At 68.6% G+C, this 17654-nt stretch carries 16 protein-coding genes and 1 riboswitch; of the genes, 8 read left to right on the forward strand and 8 right to left on the reverse strand.

Annotated elements, in window-relative coordinates; translation table 11 throughout:
• Positions 1-100: 100 nt before the first annotated feature.
• From ACWGDX_RS29345 to ACWGDX_RS29380, 8 genes are all read right to left on the reverse strand, one after another.
• Positions 101-1270, reverse strand: a complete 1170-nt coding sequence (locus tag ACWGDX_RS29345; RefSeq protein ID WP_453630344.1) for an ABC transporter ATP-binding protein — start codon at positions 1268-1270, stop codon at positions 101-103.
• A complete protein-coding gene (locus ACWGDX_RS29350; RefSeq protein WP_453630346.1) occupies positions 1267-2382 on the reverse strand; it encodes an ABC transporter ATP-binding protein in 1116 nt (371 codons plus the stop codon). The genes ACWGDX_RS29345 and ACWGDX_RS29350 overlap by 4 nt, the downstream gene beginning before the upstream one ends.
• Complete coding sequence (locus tag ACWGDX_RS29355; RefSeq protein ID WP_383032951.1) at positions 2379-3389, reverse strand: ABC transporter permease; 1011 nt, start codon at positions 3387-3389, stop codon at positions 2379-2381. Before ACWGDX_RS29355 ends, ACWGDX_RS29350 begins: the two co-directional genes overlap by 4 nt.
• Before the next feature lie 142 nt (positions 3390-3531).
• Entirely contained in the window at positions 3532-5301 is a 1770-nt protein-coding gene (locus ACWGDX_RS29360) for an ABC transporter substrate-binding protein (RefSeq protein WP_453630348.1), read from the reverse strand.
• A gap of 44 nt (positions 5302-5345) precedes the next feature.
• A complete protein-coding gene (locus tag ACWGDX_RS29365) occupies positions 5346-6344 on the reverse strand; it encodes an ABC transporter permease (protein ID WP_066945608.1) in 999 nt (332 codons plus the stop codon).
• Between the two features lie 384 nt (positions 6345-6728).
• Positions 6729-7514, reverse strand: coding sequence for an enhanced serine sensitivity protein SseB C-terminal domain-containing protein (locus ACWGDX_RS29370; protein WP_453630351.1), 786 nt, complete (start codon positions 7512-7514; stop codon positions 6729-6731).
• 255 nt (positions 7515-7769) lie between these two features.
• Positions 7770-8504 carry an enhanced serine sensitivity protein SseB gene (locus tag ACWGDX_RS29375; RefSeq protein ID WP_453630353.1) on the reverse strand — a complete coding sequence of 245 codons (735 nt, stop codon included), beginning with the start codon at positions 8502-8504 and terminating at the stop codon, positions 7770-7772.
• Between the two features lie 108 nt (positions 8505-8612).
• Positions 8613-9287: an AAA family ATPase gene (locus ACWGDX_RS29380; RefSeq protein ID WP_453630355.1), complete on the reverse strand. Its 675-nt coding sequence runs from the start codon at positions 9285-9287 to the stop codon at positions 8613-8615.
• 174 nt (positions 9288-9461) lie between these two features.
• Positions 9462-9559: riboswitch (glycine riboswitch) on the forward strand.
• 147 nt (positions 9560-9706) lie between these two features.
• Here ACWGDX_RS29380 and gcvT point away from each other — a divergent pair.
• From gcvT to ACWGDX_RS29420, 8 genes are all read left to right on the forward strand, one after another.
• The gene (gene gcvT / locus ACWGDX_RS29385) at positions 9707-10846 is read left to right on the forward strand and encodes a glycine cleavage system aminomethyltransferase GcvT (RefSeq protein ID WP_453630357.1); all 1140 of its coding nucleotides are present in this window, start codon (positions 9707-9709) and stop codon (positions 10844-10846) included.
• 244 nt (positions 10847-11090) lie between these two features.
• Positions 11091-11468, forward strand: a complete 378-nt coding sequence (gene gcvH, locus ACWGDX_RS29390) for a glycine cleavage system protein GcvH (protein ID WP_453630359.1) — start codon at positions 11091-11093, stop codon at positions 11466-11468.
• Between the two features lie 33 nt (positions 11469-11501).
• A complete protein-coding gene (glyA, locus tag ACWGDX_RS29395) occupies positions 11502-12773 on the forward strand; it encodes a serine hydroxymethyltransferase (RefSeq protein ID WP_453630361.1) in 1272 nt (423 codons plus the stop codon).
• A 357-nt stretch (positions 12774-13130) separates the two neighbouring features.
• Positions 13131-14513, forward strand: coding sequence for an L-serine ammonia-lyase (locus tag ACWGDX_RS29400; protein ID WP_453630363.1), 1383 nt, complete (start codon positions 13131-13133; stop codon positions 14511-14513).
• Between the two features lie 260 nt (positions 14514-14773).
• A complete protein-coding gene (locus ACWGDX_RS29405; RefSeq protein ID WP_384023669.1) occupies positions 14774-15388 on the forward strand; it encodes a type IV toxin-antitoxin system AbiEi family antitoxin domain-containing protein in 615 nt (204 codons plus the stop codon).
• A complete protein-coding gene (locus ACWGDX_RS29410) occupies positions 15388-16287 on the forward strand; it encodes a nucleotidyl transferase AbiEii/AbiGii toxin family protein (protein ID WP_453630366.1) in 900 nt (299 codons plus the stop codon). Before ACWGDX_RS29405 ends, ACWGDX_RS29410 begins: the two co-directional genes overlap by 1 nt.
• A gap of 114 nt (positions 16288-16401) precedes the next feature.
• A protein-coding gene (locus ACWGDX_RS29415) for an IS5 family transposase (protein WP_453630380.1) occupies positions 16402-17231 on the forward strand; the annotation gives its coding sequence in 2 pieces (ribosomal slippage) (positions 16402-16714 and positions 16714-17231; 831 coding nt in all).
• Positions 17232-17265: 34 nt separating this feature from the next.
• Positions 17266-17523, forward strand: a complete 258-nt coding sequence (locus tag ACWGDX_RS29420) for a DUF6221 family protein (protein WP_453630368.1) — start codon at positions 17266-17268, stop codon at positions 17521-17523.
• Positions 17524-17654: the final 131 nt, after the last annotated feature.

Raw genomic sequence — 17654 nt, forward strand, 5'->3', positions numbered from 1 at the left:
CCGCCGGCCCCCGGCCCCGTGGGGACCAGGGGCCGGCCGGCCCTGCCTGTCGCGCGCTCCGGTACCCGGGTCGGGCACCCGCGCGCCACCGTGCTGCCAGCTACTCCCCGGCCCCGGCGTCCGGTCCCGCGCCGGCGTCCTTCGGCCCGTCCTCGGTCCCGGTCTCCCCCGACCCGGCCTCGGCGCGCACCTCCACCGTCTCCCGCGCCGTCACCGACACGGTGTCCTGCACGTTCTCCGGGTGGTGGCAGGCCGCCTGGTGGCCCGGCGCCAGCTGGAGCAGCGGAGGCTCGGTCGTCTTGCAGATCTCCGTCGCCTTCCAGCACCGCGTGTGGAAGCGGCAGCCGCTCGGCGGATTGATCGGCGACGGGACATCGCCCTTGAGCAGGATCCGGTCGCTCTTCGCCCCGCGCCTGCTCGGGTCCGGCACCGGCACCGCGGAGAGCAGCGCCTTGGTGTACGGGTGCTTCGGTGACTCGTACAGCGACGCGCGGTCCGCCAGCTCGACGATCTTGCCGAGGTACATCACCGCGATCCGGTCCGAGACATGGCGGATGACCGAGAGGTCGTGCGCGATGATCACATAGGTCAGACCCAGCTCGTCCTGGAGGTCGTCCAGCAGGTTCACGACCTGCGCCTGGATCGACACGTCCAGCGCCGAGACCGGCTCGTCGGCCACGACCAGCTTCGGGTTGAGCGCGAGCGCCCGTGCGATACCGATGCGCTGCCGCTGGCCGCCGGAGAACTCGTGCGGATAGCGGTTGTAGTGCTCGGGGCTGAGGCCCACCAGCTCCAGCAGCCGCTGGACCTCCTTCTTCACACCGCCCTCGGGCTCGATGCCCTGGAGCTTGAAGGGGGTGCCGATGATCCCGCCGACGGTGTGGCGCGGGTTCAGCGAGCCGTACGGGTCCTGGAAGATCATCTGGACGTCACGGCGCATCGGCCGCAGGGCGCCGGCGGACAGATGCGTGATGTCCCGGCCCTCGAACTCGACCTTTCCGCCGGTCGGTTCGAGCAGCCGTGTGATCAGCCGGCCCATCGTCGACTTGCCGCAGCCGGACTCGCCGACCACACCGAGGGTCTCGCCGGGGCGGACGTCGAAGGTCAGCCCGTCGACCGCCTGGACCGCTCCGACCTTGCGCTTGAGCACACCCTTGGTGATCGGGAAGTGCTTGGCCAGGCCGGTGACCTTGAGGAGCGGCTCGGGGCCGGAACCGTCCGGTCCCTGGCCCGCCCCCTGCTCGGGAATCTTCTTGCTCGGATCAGTCACAGCTTCGGCGCAATCTCTTCGGTCCAGATCTGTTCCCGCTCCGCCGGCGACATATGGCAGGCGGAGAAGTGCCCGTCGGTGATCTGCCGCAGCTCAGGACGCTCGGTGCGGGTGATGTTGTCCTTGGGGACGTCGGCGTACGGGCAGCGCGGATGGAAGGCGCAGCCGGACGGGACGTTGATCAGGCTCGGCGGGGTTCCCTTGACCGGCACCAGCCGGTCGGTCTGCTCCCGGTCGATACGCGGCATCGAGCCCAGCAGACCCCAGGTGTAGGGGTGCTGCGGCTGGTAGAAGACCTTCTCCGCGGTCCCGCGCTCGATACAGCGGCCCGCGTACATCACCAGCAGCTCGTCCGCGATCTCGGCGACGACGCCCAGGTCGTGGGTGATGATGACGACCGCCGAGTGGAACTCCTTCTGGAGATCCCGGATGAGGTCGAGGATCTGCGCCTGGACGGTGACGTCCAGGGCGGTCGTCGGCTCGTCGGCTATCAGCAGCTGCGGGTTGTTGACCAGGGCCATCGCGATCATCGCGCGCTGGCGCATACCGCCGGAGAACTGGTGCGGATAGTCGTCGTAGCGCCGCGCGGGCTCGGGGATGCCGACCCGGTCGAGCATCTCGACGGCCCGCTTCTTGGCGGTCTTCTTGTCCACCGCGTTGTGGACGCGGTAGGCCTCCACGATCTGCGCGCCGATGCTGTAGTACGGGTGCAGCGCGGACAGCGGGTCCTGGAAGATCATCGCCATCTTCTGGCCGCGCAGCTTGCGCACACGCTCGGTGCCGGCGCCGATCAGCTCCTCGCCGTCCAGCCAGATCTCACCGGAGATCCTGGCCCGCTCGGAACTGTGCAGCCCCATGATGCCCAGCGAGGTCACGGACTTGCCCGAGCCGGACTCCCCGACGATACCGAGGGTCTGGCCGGCCTTCAGATCGAAGCTGACGCCGTCGACCGACTTCACCAGACCGTCGTCGGTGTCGAAGTGGATCCGCAGATCGCGTACGGAGAGGAACTTGTCGGCGGCGCCCCCGGCGGAACCCGTACCCGCGCCCGCACCCGTCGTACCCGTACCCGTGGCGGCCTGGTCCGCGTCGGTCTTCTGTACGTCGCTCATGAGAGCCTCACCCGGGGGTCGATCGCGGCGTACACAAGGTCCACCAGCAGGTTGCAGACAACGATGAAGAAGGCGGCGACCAGTGTCACGCCCATCACGATGGGCAGGTCGCTCTGCTTCACGCCCAGGATGGCGTAGGCGCCCATGCCCTGGAAGGAGAAGACGTTCTCGGTGATGACCGCGCCGCCGAGCAGCAGCGCGAAGTCCATGCCGAAGATGGTGACGAGCGGGGTCAGCGCCGCGCGCAGACCGTGCTTGACGACCACCCGGCTCTCCCGCAGCCCCTTCGCCCGCGCGGTTCTGATGTAGTCCTCGCCCATCGTCTCCAGCATTCCCGCGCGGGTGAGCCGTGCGTAGAGCGCCGAGTAGAGGAAGGCGAGCGTGCACCAGGGAAGGATCAGATTCCACGCCCACTCACCGGGATTCTCGGTGAACGGTACGAAGTGGAGGCCGTCCCAGATCGTCCAGTGGAAGCTGAACAGGGCGAGGGAGACGAGACCGGTGAAGAACATGGGCAGCGAGACACCGGCCAGGGCGACGCCCATGGCCAGCCGGTCGAAGATCGATCCCCGCTTGAGCGCGGAGAGCACACCGATCGCGACACCGGAGATCACCCAGAGGACCGCCGCGCCGACGGCGAGCGACAGGGTCACCGGCACGCGCTCGAGTATCTGGGGCCAGATCTCGACATGTGTCTTGAACGAGTAGCCGAAGCAGGGCACATGGCAGATCGAGGGGTTGGGGCCGAAGTTGTACTCGGCTCCGACCACGATGGCCTTGATGAAGTGCCAGTACTGCAGGTAGAGAGGCTGGTCGAGCCCCAGGTTCTTCTTGACAGCGGCGATGGCGTCCGGGGTGGGACTCTTGCCGATGTACTGGGCGGCCAGCGAGTCGGTCGTCTGCCCGCCGAGGCGGGGCACAAGGAAGAAGATCGCGAACGTGACTGCGCTGACCACCAGCAGCAGCAACACCGCGGCGAAGACGCGTCGGATGATGTACGCAGCCACAGCCGTTTGGTGCCGGGCCGTCCTGACGGGGTACGCCAGGACGGCCCGGCACCTTCACCTGCCTTTCGGGGGGGTGCTGTTTTGATGTACAGGTGTTACAGGTGTTACGGGGTGGCACCGGTCCCTCCCGGTGCCACCGGTGTCACTTGGTCGAGGTCAGCAGCGTGTAGTCGTACATGCCGAGGTACGCCTCGGTGACCGTGACATTGCCCGCGGAGGCGGGACGGTAGAGCAGGTTCTTGCGGTAGAACAGCGGGACGACCGAGGCGTTCTCCATGACGAGCTGGTCGACATTGCCCCAGGCGGCCTGACGGGCGGCCGGGTCAACGGTGCCGATGCCGTCCGACAGCGCCTTGTTGATCTTCGGGTCGTTCAGCTCCATCAGGTTCGTGCCACCGGAGGGCTTGATGGCCGAACCGTTCACGATCTGGTCGAGGAAGCCGAATCCACTGGGCCAGTCGGCACCCCAGGCCATCATCATCAGGCCCGCGTTGTTCTTGTGGACCCAGGCCGGCACACCGGCGAAGTCCGTGAAGTACTTGTCGGACGGGAACGTCTTGATGTCCGCCGTGATCCCGACCTTCTTCAGGCTCTCCTGGATCTGGGTGGCGACGGTGACCTCGTCGGGACGGTCCGCGCGGGCCGTCAGCGTGGTCTTGAAGCCGCCCGGCTTGCCACAGGCGGTCAGCGCGGCCTTGGCCTTGGCCTCGTCACCCTTGTTGCCCGGGGTCGCGTACAGGTCGAACTTCTTGTAACCGCTCACCGACGGCGGGATCAGCGTGCTGGCCGGGTCACCCTTGACCGAACCACCGATGGAGTTGACCGCACCGGCCTTGTCCACCGCGTACTGCACGGCCTTGCGGCAGTCGACGTTGTCGAACGGCTTCACGTTGACGTTCATCGCCATGTACTGGAGCGCGCCCGCGTACGGGTTGTCCGTCTTGGCCTTCTCGTCGGCCTTGACGAGCACCTTCGGCTGGGTCTTGGACTGGAGCCCGGTGCCACCGGCGTCCGCCGTGATCGTGTCGTTGAGCAGGTGCTCGTCGATCGTGGTGGCGTTGATGTTGAGCTTCAGCTCGATCTTGTCCGGCAGCGCCTTGCGGATCGGGTCGCTGGCCTGGTCCCACTCGGGGTTGCGGGAGAGCGTCGCACCGCTGCTCTCGCTGTACGAGTCGAACTTGTACGGGCCGGAGGACACGATGTTCTGGACGTACTCGGCACCCTTGTCGGCCGCCTGCGGAACCGGGGCGGTCTGCGAGAAGGTGGCCAGGTAGTCCATGTCCGCGAACGGCTTGTTCAGCTTGAACGTGATCGTGTAGTCGTCCGGGGTCTCGATCGACTTCAGACCCTCGGGGGACTTGTCCTTGTAGGGACCCTTGTACTTGTCGCCGCCCACGAGGTACGACTTGAAGTACGTCGGACCGTTGGAGAGGGCCTCGGGCGCGAAGTTGCTGCGCTCGATCGCGTACTTGACGTCCTTCGAGGTGACCTCGGTGCCGTCCTGGAACTTCACGCCCTTGCGGAGCGTGTACGTCCAGGTCTTGGCGTCGGGGCTGGCCTTGCCGAGCGAGGTCGCGAGGTCGGGGACGACCTCCAGACCTTCCTTGCCGGCGGCCGGCTTGAAGGTGACCAGGGTACGGCCGTACAGGCGGGAGAAGTTCTGCACCCAGCCGTAGTACGTGTTGCCCGGGTCCAGGGAGTCCGGGCCGCTGGAGTGCTCGAAGACGACCGTCCCCCCCTTCTTGTCGGTCGAGTTGACGATGCTCGACATCGCGGCATCGGCCTTGGCGCTGCCGCCCCCGCCGCCCTTGTTGCCGTCACTGTCGTTCTTGTCGGAGCTGCCGCAGGCACTCGCACCGAGCGCCATGGCCAGCGTCACGGCGATGGCCGCTGCCGTCTTTCTGCTGTTCATCCTGAGGAAAGCCCCCTCGATTGACCGATGCGGCAGGGCCGCTATTACTTGCCACGGGGGTCGAGTGCGTCACGCAGCCCGTCCCCCAGCAGATTGAAAGCCAGCACGGTGATGAAGATCGCCATGCCGGGGATGATCATGAACATCGGGTCGACCTGGTAGAGGTCGACCGCGGTGGACAGCATGCCGCCCCATGAAGCCTGTGGCGGAGCGATACCCACACCCAGGAAGCTCAGGGAAGCCTCGAAGAGGATGTTGGTGGGGATGAGCAGGGTGGAGTACACGAGGATCGGCGCGACCAGGTTCGGCAGCAGCTCCCGGAACAGGATGAACGGTCCCCGCGCACCCAGCGACCGGGCCGCCTCCACGAACTCCCGCTCACGCAGGCTGAGCGTCTGCGCGCGCACGATCCGGCCGATGTACGGCCAGCTGAAGAAGCCGATCACGAAGATCAGTACGGCGATACGGAGCGGAAGCCCCTCAAGACCGAAGGCGTTGCCCTGGAGCGACGCCGAGATCGAGATCGCGAAAAGCAGTAGCGGGAAGGCGAGGAAGGTGTCCATCATGCGGCTGATGGCGCTGTCCACCCAGCCGCCGTAGAAACCTGCCACGACGCCCATCACGACGCCGATGACGACCGAGAGCAACGTCGATCCGGCCGCGACCACCAGGGAGACCCATGAGCCCTCGATGATACGGGCCAGGATGTCACGCCCGGTCTGCGGTTCGACGCCCAGCGGGTGATCCCAGCTCATACCGCCGAAGCCCCCCTTGGGCGCCAGCAGGGTGGGATCGACCAGATCCTGGTTGAAGGCGTTGGGGTCGAGACCGAACACCGCCTGGATCGGTTTGGACAGTACGGCGACAAGAACCAGCAGGATCACGATGACGCCGCCCGCTACGGCGACCTTGTCCCGCTTGAAACGCGTCCACGCGATCCGGCCGAGCGAACGGCCTTCGATCTGCTTGCCCCCGGCGCCCTCCAGGACCGCTTCCGGCTGCGCTGTCGCCGCCGACCCGGTGGTCTCGATAGGTGCCGTCATTGCGCTGGAGACCCCTCTCGGCCGACGGTGGCCGGCCCATGACCGCCGCTGTAGCGGCACTTTCACATCACATGACGCACGTGGTCTCCCTGTGGCGGGAACTGCTTCTGTCAGCGCATCGCACACTAGGCCGAGACCACCTGCTCCCCGGAGTCTTCAACCACTTCGCGATCACCCGCCAGCCCCAACGGGGAATGTTTGCTCAAACGTGATGCGGGTAGAGGTGTTCCGTTATCCGGACGGCACGCTCGTCTCAGCGGACCAACTCGGTCACTATTCCACCAGATCGGACATACGACTCAACTCGTCCGATCTACGGCGGAATCGGAGCATCCGTATCGTGCGCGGCAGGTCGTCCGGCGGACGCGGGGGACGCCCGGGGGCTCAGTAGGCGTGGGAAGCGGGCGGCGGATAGCCGTATCCGGAGGTCGGCGCCGGCCCCGCGTGCGCCTCGCGGTCGTAGAACGGGCGGGAATTGGCCCGCAGCCACATCGTCACCGGGTCGTACTCGTCGGACATCGCCACCGTCGACACCGGCAGTCCGTCCGGGACCGCCGTGATCGACTGCCGCATCATCGCGCGTACGGAGTCGACGGACGCCGGGCTCGTGTCGTACAGATCGAGGCCGATCGTCAGATACGGCACCCCGAGCGCCGGCTGCACCCAGGCGCGGCGCAGCGAGCGGACCGCGGGGGTGCGGTGGGCGTTCTGCGTGAGCAGGGCGTAGAACTGCGGAAGCGCGATGGCCGGTTCGGAGAGCCGCAGCGGTCCCGCGGGCATCCGCTCCAGCCCGGTGGCGATCCGCCGCAGATCGAGCCAGGGGATGCCGATCCCGCCGCCGGGCGCGTGCGGGTTGAGCCAGATGCCCCAGCGGTCGGGGTAGAGCGCGCGGGCGATGTCACGGCCGGTGACCACCTCGTGCGCGCGGGTCCAGCCGCTGACGGCGAGCTCCTGGGCGGAGGTGACGCACGGGGCGTACCCGAGCCCGTCGACCTCCATGTTGCCGTACTGGGAGTCCGGTGAGCCGGCCCGGCCGTGCCAGAGCAGCATCCAGACGCTGTCGTCGGCGAGAGCCTGGAGGAGCGCCTCGTACGCGTCGTAGCGTCCTGGCGTCACCTGGCGCAGCATCTGCTCGACCTGCCCGGCCGCCGCGGTGCCTGACGCGCTCACTGTGGGTCCCGCCCCTCTTCGATCCACCATTCGGCCAGCACCCCCGGAGCCCGTCGGCCCCTGTGCGGGAGGGCCCGTACCGGCACACGGGGGCCCAGCCATCAAACCAGCTTAGGGGGCCGCCCTGACACACCCTTGACGCCCGGTGCGCTCCCCGCCGGCGACCGGACGGGGCCTGCGCTCCGTCCGGGGTGACCGCTCCTCGCGTATCGCGTATCGCGCCTCTCGTACCCGCGACCGCCGCGGCCGACGCCTCTACGCGCGCTGGTAGAACGGCCGCACCTTCGCCAGGAGATAGTCGCCCACCGGGTCCTGGGCCACATCCAGCAGGATCAGATTGACGGGCCAGCCCACCCCTACCCGCCCCAGCGCGCGCCCGAGCGCGTCCAGCGGCGCGTTGCGGTCGGCGCTCTCCCAGGACGAGAGCTGTACGCCGATGAAGAGCGCCGGGGAGTCCCCCTCGACGCTGGCGAGCGCGCGGCGGGCCGAGAGCACCACACCGGATGTCTCGAACTCCTCCGCGGCGGCGGAGAGGAAGTCGACCGGGTCCTCCTGCCAGTCCGGCTGGAAGAGCCTGACCCGGGCGCCGCTCGCCTGTCCGTCGAGCGCGGTCCGTCCCGCCCGGCACAGCTCGGCGACGGCCGGCGGCGGCAGCGGCAGTCCGACCATGCCGCCCGGGTTGACCGCGATACCGAGCTGCGGGGGCAGGCCCCGGGCGAAATCACGGGCCGGCGCCACGGTGAAGGGCATATGGGCGCCGACGCACTGGAGGAACTGCTGCTGGGAGCTGAAGACCGGGACATAGGGCGCGCCCTCTATCTCCAGGGTCGGCAGATCGAGACCGGGGCTGTCCGGCCCCCCGCCGTTGGGCAGCGGCACCCAGACCTCGCTGCGTCCGAGCACCTCCACCAGCCGTCCGCCCGCCCCCCGGCTGCCGAGCGAGGCGGCGAGCACCTCTTCCAGCTCATTGCCCGGCCATGCAGTGTTCACAGTCGCTTCCTCCACCCTCGTGCCTGCCGCAGCACCCTAACGCCGCAGGCGGGGGCCCGTACCCGCGTGTGCGGCGGTCACCGCGCCGTCACGGGCCGGGCTTCGGGGTCAGGGGCCGGGCTTCGGGGGGAAGACGATCCGGTCCAGCGCTCCCGCCGCGTCCCTGTCCAGGAGCACCGCCGTGGCACAGCCCTTGGGCAGCCGGCCCGACTCGGCGCCGACCAGCAGACGGCGGACCGCCCTGCGATGGCGGGCGAACGCGTAGCCGGAAACCCCGCGACCGCGCTCCCGCTGGCCCTCGCGGGCCACCTCCGGTGCCACGTCCAGCAGGACGAGATGGAGCCCGCGGCCCCGTCTGCGGGCCTCGCGGGCCAGCCAGCGCCGTACCCATCTCTGCGTACCGCAGTCGTGCACGACCACGCTCTCGCCGGAGCGGAGCGCGCGCCGCAGTCCCGCGTAATGCGCTATACGGACGAGCGGGCGGTAGACGGCATAGGGGAGGCTGCCCGGCAGTCTGCGCTCCCAGCGGTCCCTGGCGTCCTGCGAGTCGATCCCGCCGCCCGCGGCGGCCCGCCGGATCAGGGTGGACTTGCCGCTGCCCGGCAGCCCGGAGACCACCACCAGATCCCCGGCGGTGAAGACCAGGGACTCCGGCACCCGGCCCCGCCGCCCCCGTAGATCCCGTACGACCGCCACGGGCCGCGCCACGGCTTCCCGGTCGGACACCCCCTGCTGCGCCGGCACCCCCGCGGTCGTCACATATGCCCCCGCCCTCTGCGACATGTTCGCCGTCCCCCTGTCAGCTCAGTCGGTCTGGCCCATGAACCTTGCCCACAAAGTGTAAAGAAATGGTAATGCGCCACAAGCTTTTCACGCCGTCCGGCAAGTTGCGGGCCAGGCGCTCCGAACCACCCGGATGCGTGCGATGATGTGCCCGCCAACTGCATACCGGCCGTTTGAATCCGCGCGGGAGAGTCCCGGTCACCGTGTGCACCGGGCGCCGAAGGAGCAAGTTCCTCCCTTGAATCTCTCAGGCCCCGTACCGCGTGGATGAGGCAGATCTGAAAAGCGGGCCGCTGTGCGGCGGCCCCACCCAAGGTGCAAGTCATGACCCCTGACACGGGTGGTCGTGGTGAACCTCTCAGGTTCCGATGACAGATGGGGAGGACCGTCCTCGTCGTCATGCCCTGGGAGCCACTCCGATGAATCACGCCCCGCCGAGCAGTACCCCCCGTACGACCGCTCTCGACGCCGTGCACCGCGCGCTGGGCGCGACCATGACCGACTTCGCGGGCTGGGACATGCCGCTGCGGTACGGCAGCGAGCGCGACGAGCACAACGCCGTACGGACCAGGGCCGGGCTCTTCGATCTCTCGCACATGGGCGAGATCACCGTCTCGGGACCCGCCGCCGGTCGGCTGCTCGACTACGCGCTGGTCGGCGACATCGGCGCCGTCGCCGTGGGCCGCGCGCGCTACACCATGATCTGCCGGGAGGACGGCGGAATCCTGGACGACCTGATCGTCTACCGCCTCGGCGAGGACGAGTTCCTGGTCGTCGCCAACGCCTCCAACGCCCAGACCGTGCTGGACGCGCTGACCGCACGCGCGGACGGCTTCGACGCCGAGGTGCGCGACGACCGTGACGCGTACGCGCTGCTGGCCGTCCAGGGGCCGCGGTCCCCGGGCATCCTCAAGTCGCTGACCGACGCCGATCTGGACGGGCTCAAGTACTACGCGGGTCTGCCGGGCACCGTGGCCGGTGTCCCCGCCCTGATCGCCCGGACGGGCTACACCGGCGAGGACGGTTTCGAGCTGTTCGTCGAGCCCAGGCACGCGGAGACGCTGTGGCGGGCGCTGACCGAGGCGGGCGAGGGCGTCGGTCTGGTGCCGTGCGGGCTCTCCTGCCGCGACACCCTCCGGCTGGAGGCCGGGATGCCGCTGTACGGGAACGAGCTGACCACCGGTCTCACCCCGTTCGACGCGGGCCTCGGCCGGGTCGTGAAGTTCGGGAAGACGTCGAACGAGGGCGCCTTCGTCGGACGCGAGGCCCTGGAGGCGGCGGCCGAGCGTGCCGCGAGCGCGCCGCCCCGCAAGCTGGTCGGTCTGGTCGCCGAGGGCCGCCGGGTCCCCCGGGCGGGCTATCAGGTCGTCGCCGGCGGCGTGGTCGTCGGCGAGGTCACCTCGGGCGCTCCCTCCCCCACCCTGGGCAGGCCCATCGCCATGGCGTACGTCGACGCCTCGTACGCCGGGCCGCAGACGCCGGGCGTCGGGGTCGACATCCGGGGCACCCACGAGCCGTACGAGGTCGTGGCGCTGCCTTTCTACAAGCGCCAGAAGTGATACGGACGACTTCGGAGTCCCGCCTTCCCTGGGCGCCCCGGTGCCGTCCTCCCGGGTCCCGGAGCGGTCCCGGTACCGTCCCTGGACCGCTCCGGAGCCGTCCAGGGACCGCCTCGGAGCCGTCCCGGTGCGGGTGCCGGAGCCGCCCGGCCGTATCCCGTTCCGTCTCGCTCCTTCTCGTTCCGTCTCGTTCCGCAAGACAGCCGTTCCGCACCACTCCCCCGCGTACAGGAGAATTCAGGTCATGAGCAACCCCCAGCAGCTCCGCTACACCAAGGAGCACGAGTGGCTGACGGACCCCGAGGACGGGGTGTCGACGGTCGGGATCACCGAGTACGCGGCCAACGCCCTCGGCGATGTCGTGTTCGCCCAGCTCCCGGAGGTCGGTGACACGGTGACCGCGGGCGAGTCCTGCGGGGAGCTGGAGTCGACCAAGTCGGTCAGCGATCTCTACGCCCCGGTGACCGGTGAGGTCACCGAGACGAACCAGAACGTGGTGGACGACCCCTCACTGGTGAACTCCGCTCCGTTCGAAGGCGGCTGGCTGTTCAAGGTACGCGTGGCGCAAGAGCCGTCCGATCTGCTCACCGCCGACGAGTACCGAGACTTTTCCGGCAACTGACCTGCTCCGGCCACTGACACCCCAGGGACTGTGATGTCTTCGAAGTCGCTTCTGAACTCCTCACTCCATGAGCTCGACCCGGACGTCGCCGCCGCGGTCGACGCCGAGCTCCACCGCCAGCAGTCCACGCTCGAAATGATCGCCTCGGAGAACTTCGCCCCGGTCGCGGTCATGGAGGCGCAGGGCTCCGTCCTGACCAACAAGTACGCCGAGGGCTACCCCGGCCGTCGCTACTACGGCGGCTGCGAGCATGTCGATGTGGTCGAGCAGATCGCCATCGACCGGGTGAAGGCGCTGTTCGGCGCCGAGCACGCGAACGTACAGCCGCACTCGGGCGCGCAGGCGAACGCGGCGGCGATGTTCGCGCTGCTCTCCCCCGGCGACACGATCATGGGTCTGAACCTCGCCCACGGCGGGCACCTCACCCATGGCATGAGGATCAACTTCTCCGGCAAGCTCTACAACGTCGTCGCCTACCACGTCGACGGCGAGACCGGCCAGATCGACATGGCCGAGGTCGAGCGGCTCGCCAAGGAGTCCCGTCCGAAGCTGATCGTGGCCGGCTGGTCGGCGTACCCCCGTCAGCTCGACTTCGCGGCGTTCCGCCGGATCGCGGACGAGGTCGGCGCGTATCTGATGGTCGACATGGCGCACTTCGCCGGTCTGGTCGCGGCGGGGCTGCACCCCAACCCGGTGCCGCACGCGCATGTCGTCACCACGACCACGCACAAGACCCTGGGCGGCCCGCGCGGGGGTGTGATCCTCTCCACCAAGGAGCTGGCGAAGAAGATCAACTCCGCGGTCTTCCCTGGTCAGCAGGGCGGCCCGCTGGAGCATGTCATCGCGGGCAAGGCGGTCTCCTTCAAGATCGCGGCGACGGAGGAGTTCAAGGAGCGCCAGCGGCGCACCCTGGAGGGCGCGCGGATCCTCGCCGAGCGGCTGGTCCAGCCGGATGTGGCCGAGGCGGGCGTCTCCGTACTCTCCGGCGGTACGGACGTGCATCTGGTCCTGGTCGACCTGCGCGACTCCGAGCTGGACGGCCAGCAGGCGGAGGACCGGCTCCACGAGATCGGCATCACGGTCAACCGCAACGCCGTCCCGAACGACCCGCGTCCCCCGATGGTCACCTCGGGCCTGCGGATCGGCACGCCCGCGCTGGCCACCCGCGGCTTCACCACCGAGGACTTCACCGAGGTCGCGGAGATCATCGCGGCGGCGCTCAAGCCGTCGTTCGACCGTGACGAGCTGGCCGGGCGGGTCTCCGCGCTGGCCGTGAAGCACCCGCTGTACCCCGGCCTGAAGTAACCGCGGCCGGCTCCAGGGCCCGGACCGATCGCCCCCCGGCTCGAACCGGCCGGCTCGAACCAGCCGCGGCGATCGGTCCGGCCCGACCGTGGCATTCGGCCCGGACCGACCGTGGCGTCCGACCCGACCCGACAGTGGCGTACGGGCTCGGACCGACCGTGGCGTCCGGCTCGGACCACGTGGCGTTCGGCTCGAATCCACCGCAACACCCGGTCCGACGTGATCCGTTCGGCCGGGGTTCACGGGGCACCGCGCACACTGGACCGTGCGGCGCGGTGCCCCGAACCGTATGTACGCGTCATCTCTGCACCACCCCGGCAGACAACGGCGTCTACCACTCAGCAAGGAGTCACCCCCGTGGCCATCTCGGTCTTCGACCTGTTCTCGGTCGGTATCGGCCCGTCCAGCTCCCATACGGTCGGTCCGATGCGCGCGGCGCGGATGTTCGCCCGCCGGCTCAAGAACGAGGGCCTGCTCGCCCACACCGTCTCGATCCGCGCCGAGCTGTACGGCTCGCTCGGCGCGACCGGCCATGGCCATGGCACCCCGAAGGCCGTTCTGCTCGGTCTGGAGGGCAACTCCCCGCGCACCGTCGACGTGGAGCGCGCGGACGAGCAGGCGGAACGTATCCGCACCGAGGGCAGGCTCAATGTGCTCGGTGTGCACGAGATCGCCTTCGACGCCGGTACGGATCTGGTCCTGCACCGGCGCAAGGCCCTGCCGTACCACGCCAACGGGATGACGGTCCTCGCGTACGACGGCGACGGCGGCCTCCTCCTGGAGAAGACGTACTACTCCGTGGGCGGCGGGTTCGTGGTGGACGAGGACGCGGTGGGGGAGGACCGGATCAAGCTCGACGACACCGTGCTGGCACACCCCTTCCGCACGGGTGACGAGCTGCTGCGGCTGTCGGGCGAGACGGGCCTGTCGATCTCCGCGCTGATGATGGAGAACGAAAAGGCCTGGCGCACCGAGGACGAGATCAGGGCCGGACTGCTGGAGATCTGGCGGGTGATGCAGGCGTGCGTCTCACGCGGGATGGCCCGCGAGGGAATCCTGCCGGGCGGACTGAAGGTCCGCCGCCGCGCCGCCCACTCCGCGCGCCAGCTGCGCGCCGAGGGCGACCCGCAGGCGCACGCCATGGAGTGGATCACGCTCTACGCGATGGCCGTGAACGAGGAGAACGCGGCGGGCGGCCGGGTGGTCACCGCCCCCACCAACGGCGCCGCGGGCATCATCCCGGCGGTCCTGCACTACTACATGAACTTCGCGGCGGGCGGCGCCACGGCGGAGGAGAAGGACGAGAACGTGGTCCGCTTCCTGCTGGCGGCGGGCGCCATCGGCATGCTCTTCAAGGAGAACGCCTCCATCTCCGGCGCCGAGGTCGGCTGCCAGGGCGAGGTGGGCTCCGCCTGCTCCATGGCGGCGGGCGCCCTCGCGGAGGTCCTGGGCGGCAGCGCGGAACAGGTCGAGAACGCGGCCGAGATCGGCATGGAACACAACCTGGGCCTGACCTGCGACCCGGTCGGCGGTCTGGTGCAGATCCCGTGCATCGAACGGAACGGCATGGCGGCGGTCAAGGCGGTCACGGCGGCGAAGATGGCCCTGCGCGGCGACGGCAGCCACAAGGTCTCCCTGGACAAGGTCATCAAGACCATGAAGGAGACGGGCGCGGACATGTCCGTCAAATACAAGGAGACGGCACGCGGCGGCCTCGCGGTGAACATCATCGAGTGCTAGGCGGATGTGCCCTGACCAGCGCATTCGCATCTTTCAGTGCTGTCAGGGCCTTCCCTGCTTACGCGGCGGAAAGTCCCTGGAATCTCCCCGGGACAGGCGTGGAAGCCCCTGAAAAGTCCCTGGGATGTCCCCTAGGACAGGCGCCTGACCTGGGGAATCGCAACACCATCGGTTGCTGCTCAGCTTCGCTCAGGCCGTCGAAACCGCGAAAACGTATCAAATCGATCCCCTAAGGCCACCACAGGGGTACTATTCAATACATGAGTGCCGCCGAGACCTCCCGCCTGAAGCAGCGACTGACCGGCCTCACCCCCACGTTCACGACGGCACAGGCACGCCAGGCACTGCTCTCCCCCCGTGATCTGACGTCCTTGGTCGCGGCGGGAGAGATAGACGAACTGTCCCGGGGGGTCTACCGGCGGGCAGACGCACCGGAGACCGCGCACGCAGATCTGCTGGCCGTGTGCGCACGGGCTCCGCGTGCCGTCGTTTGCGGCGAGTCCGCCCTGGCCCTGCACGAGCTCATCGACGACATCCCCACAGCGGTACACATCGCTGTGCCGCGCGGTACACGCCGCCCCACGATCTCCTACCCCCCAACCGTGGTGGCGCAGTACGCCCCGGCGACCTTCGCCCTCGGCGTCGAACGATTCGAAGCAGCTCCGGGAGAGACCGTCCCCGTGTACAACGCCGCCCGCAGCGTCGTCGACGCAATGCGCCACCGCAGCCGCATCGGCGAGACCCTCGCCCTGTCCGCACTCGGCCGCTACCTGCGCTACAACGGCCGTAGCGGCGTCGGCGAACTCCAGCATTTCGCACGCGAGTTGGGTGCTCTCTCCGTCATCCGCCCTGCCGTCGAGGCGGTCCTCGCCTGATGGCCAACCCCACGCGTGACACCACCGCCGGCCGCGTCTACAACGACCTGCGCAACCTGGCCCGCCGCACCAGCCGCTCAACAGACGAAATCATGGTCGAGTACGTCCTCGAACGCTTCCTCTACCGCCTGGCCACATCGCCCCTCGGCCGCGAACACTTCGTCCTCAAGGGTGGCCTGCTCCTCGCCCAGTTCGGCGCACGCCGGATGACCCGCGACATCGACATCCTCGGCCGCTCATTCCCGGGCACCGAAACCGAGATCGTCCACAGGATCGGGGCCATCGCCACTAACGAGATCGACGACGGAGTCGCATTCGATCCCGCGACGCTCAAGACCGTGCCTATCCGCGAGGAGGACGAGTACCACGGTCTACGCCTGTCCATGGCCGCCTCCATCGCCCGAGCACGACTCAAGCTCCAACTGGATGTCAGCTTCGGTGATCCAATCACTCCCGGCCCCCGGATCATCGACTACCCACAGCAACTCACGACGGACAGTTTCCAGCTCCTCGGCTACCCACTCGCCACCGTCATCGCCGAGAAGCTCTCCACCGCCGTCTCACTCGGCGACCTCAACACCCGCGACCGCGACTACGGCGACCTCTACCGCCTGCTCACCCTCAACGACCTCAACGGCCAGGAACTCACCACCGCGCTGACCGCCACAGCCGCACACCGCCGCATCACCTTGAAACCCCTCAGCACCGCCATCAGCGACCTCGGCGAGCGTCGCCAGACCTCGTACGCCGCTTGGCGCCGTCGGCAGGGCCCTGCTGCAACTGGCTACCCCGAACGCTTCATTGACGTCGTCCGGCAGGTCGTCACCTTCGCAGACATACTCCTCGACGGCGACGCCGCCACCCGCACATGGAATGCGGCGACCCTCACCTGGTCGTGAACCAGGCCCGGCCGACCATACCTTCGCGATTCAAACCCGAGACCCAGGGCGTGTCTCTTTGATCGGTTGGTCAGTTGATCGGGTGTGTCCGTCCGATTAGTGATCACTGATGCGATGTGGGACCGGATCGAGCCGCTGATGCCGACCGATCCGGTCCGCGGTCGGCGATGGGCGGATCACCGCCGAACCTTGGAGGCCATCGCGTGGAAGTACCGCACCTGCTCGCCCTGGCGGGACCTGCCGGACGAGCTCGGCTCGTTCCAGACCGCTCACAAACGCCTGATCAGGTGGGCCGTGGACGGCACCTGGGAACGCATCCTTGCCGCAGTTCTGGCAGAAGCCGACGCTGATGCCGACATCGGCTGGACCGTCTCGGTGGACTCCACCGTCTGCCGAGCCCACCAGCACGCCGCCGGAGCCAGGAAAAAGGGGCGCCAGGCCGGGCCGAACCTGACGACCACGCCCTCGGCCGCTCCCGAGGTGGCCTGAGCACGAAAGTCCACCTTGCCAGCGACAGCCGTGCACGGCCCCTGGCCCTTCTGGTCACCGCAGGCCAGGCGGGCGACGCCCCGGCCTTCGAGACCGTCATGGCAAGCATTCGGGTTCCGCGAAACGGACCCGGAAGACCGAGGACTCGGCCGGAGGCCGTCCTGGCCGACCGCGCGTATTCATCCCGCGCGATCCGGAATCACCTCCGCCGACGCGGGATCCGCGCTGTCATACCTCAGCCGTCCGACCAGGTCGGCCACCGTTTGCGGCGAGGCCGCGCCGGCGGTCGCCCACCAGCTTTCGACGCCGAGGCGTACAAGCAGCGCAACGCCGTCGAGCGGTGCATCAACCGACTCAAGCAGTGGCGCGGCCTGGCCATGCGAACGGACAAGCTCGCCATCGCCTACCAGGCCGCACTCCACCTCGCCGCCATCCTCATCTGGACAGCCGCGTGACCGCCGAAGCGCCTTGTCCGTGAAGATGGGCCACATGGACGATCTTGTGACGTTCCTCATCGCACGCATCATGGACGACAACCACGCCTATGCCTACGTGGCCGACACCCTGGGCGGCGAGGCTCTTCTCGACAGCCATCTCCCCATGCTCGACCTGACCGAGCAACTGGCGCACGACTACAAGGCCATGGATCCCTCGGACTCCCGCTCGGCCGGCCTGGCATACGGGCTTCAAGTCCTTGCCCAGTCATACGCAGAACACCCCGCCTACCGCCAGGAATGGCGCCCATAGCCTTTCAAGGAGACAAGCCCTAGTAGGGCTTGGTCGGGTTGGTATCGGTTCTGGCGTGTTGCGGTGGCAGGTGGGGCAGGCGCCGGTCCAGACCGCGAGGAGCAACTGCAGTTCGCGGGTGACCTGGTAGA

Source organism: Streptomyces sp. NPDC055025, assembly GCF_053608565.1.

What these genes read in the sequence shown, in the direction of transcription:
- glyA (WP_453630361.1), top strand. Translation starts at nt 11,502, where the DNA reads ATGTCTTCGAAGTCGCTTCTGAACTCCTCACTCCATGAGCTCGACCCG.
- ACWGDX_RS29365 (WP_066945608.1), bottom strand. Translation starts at nt 6,344, where the DNA reads ATGACGGCACCTATCGAGACCACCGGGTCGGCGGCGACAGCGCAGCCG.
- gcvH (WP_453630359.1), top strand. Translation starts at nt 11,091, where the DNA reads ATGAGCAACCCCCAGCAGCTCCGCTACACCAAGGAGCACGAGTGGCTG.
- gcvT (WP_453630357.1), top strand. Translation starts at nt 9,707, where the DNA reads ATGAATCACGCCCCGCCGAGCAGTACCCCCCGTACGACCGCTCTCGAC.
- ACWGDX_RS29405 (WP_384023669.1), top strand. Translation starts at nt 14,774, where the DNA reads ATGAGTGCCGCCGAGACCTCCCGCCTGAAGCAGCGACTGACCGGCCTC.
- ACWGDX_RS29420 (WP_453630368.1), top strand. Translation starts at nt 17,266, where the DNA reads ATGGACGATCTTGTGACGTTCCTCATCGCACGCATCATGGACGACAAC.
- ACWGDX_RS29410 (WP_453630366.1), top strand. Translation starts at nt 15,388, where the DNA reads ATGGCCAACCCCACGCGTGACACCACCGCCGGCCGCGTCTACAACGAC.
- ACWGDX_RS29360 (WP_453630348.1), bottom strand. Translation starts at nt 5,301, where the DNA reads ATGAACAGCAGAAAGACGGCAGCGGCCATCGCCGTGACGCTGGCCATG.
- ACWGDX_RS29350 (WP_453630346.1), bottom strand. Translation starts at nt 2,382, where the DNA reads ATGAGCGACGTACAGAAGACCGACGCGGACCAGGCCGCCACGGGTACG.
- ACWGDX_RS29380 (WP_453630355.1), bottom strand. Translation starts at nt 9,287, where the DNA reads ATGTCGCAGAGGGCGGGGGCATATGTGACGACCGCGGGGGTGCCGGCG.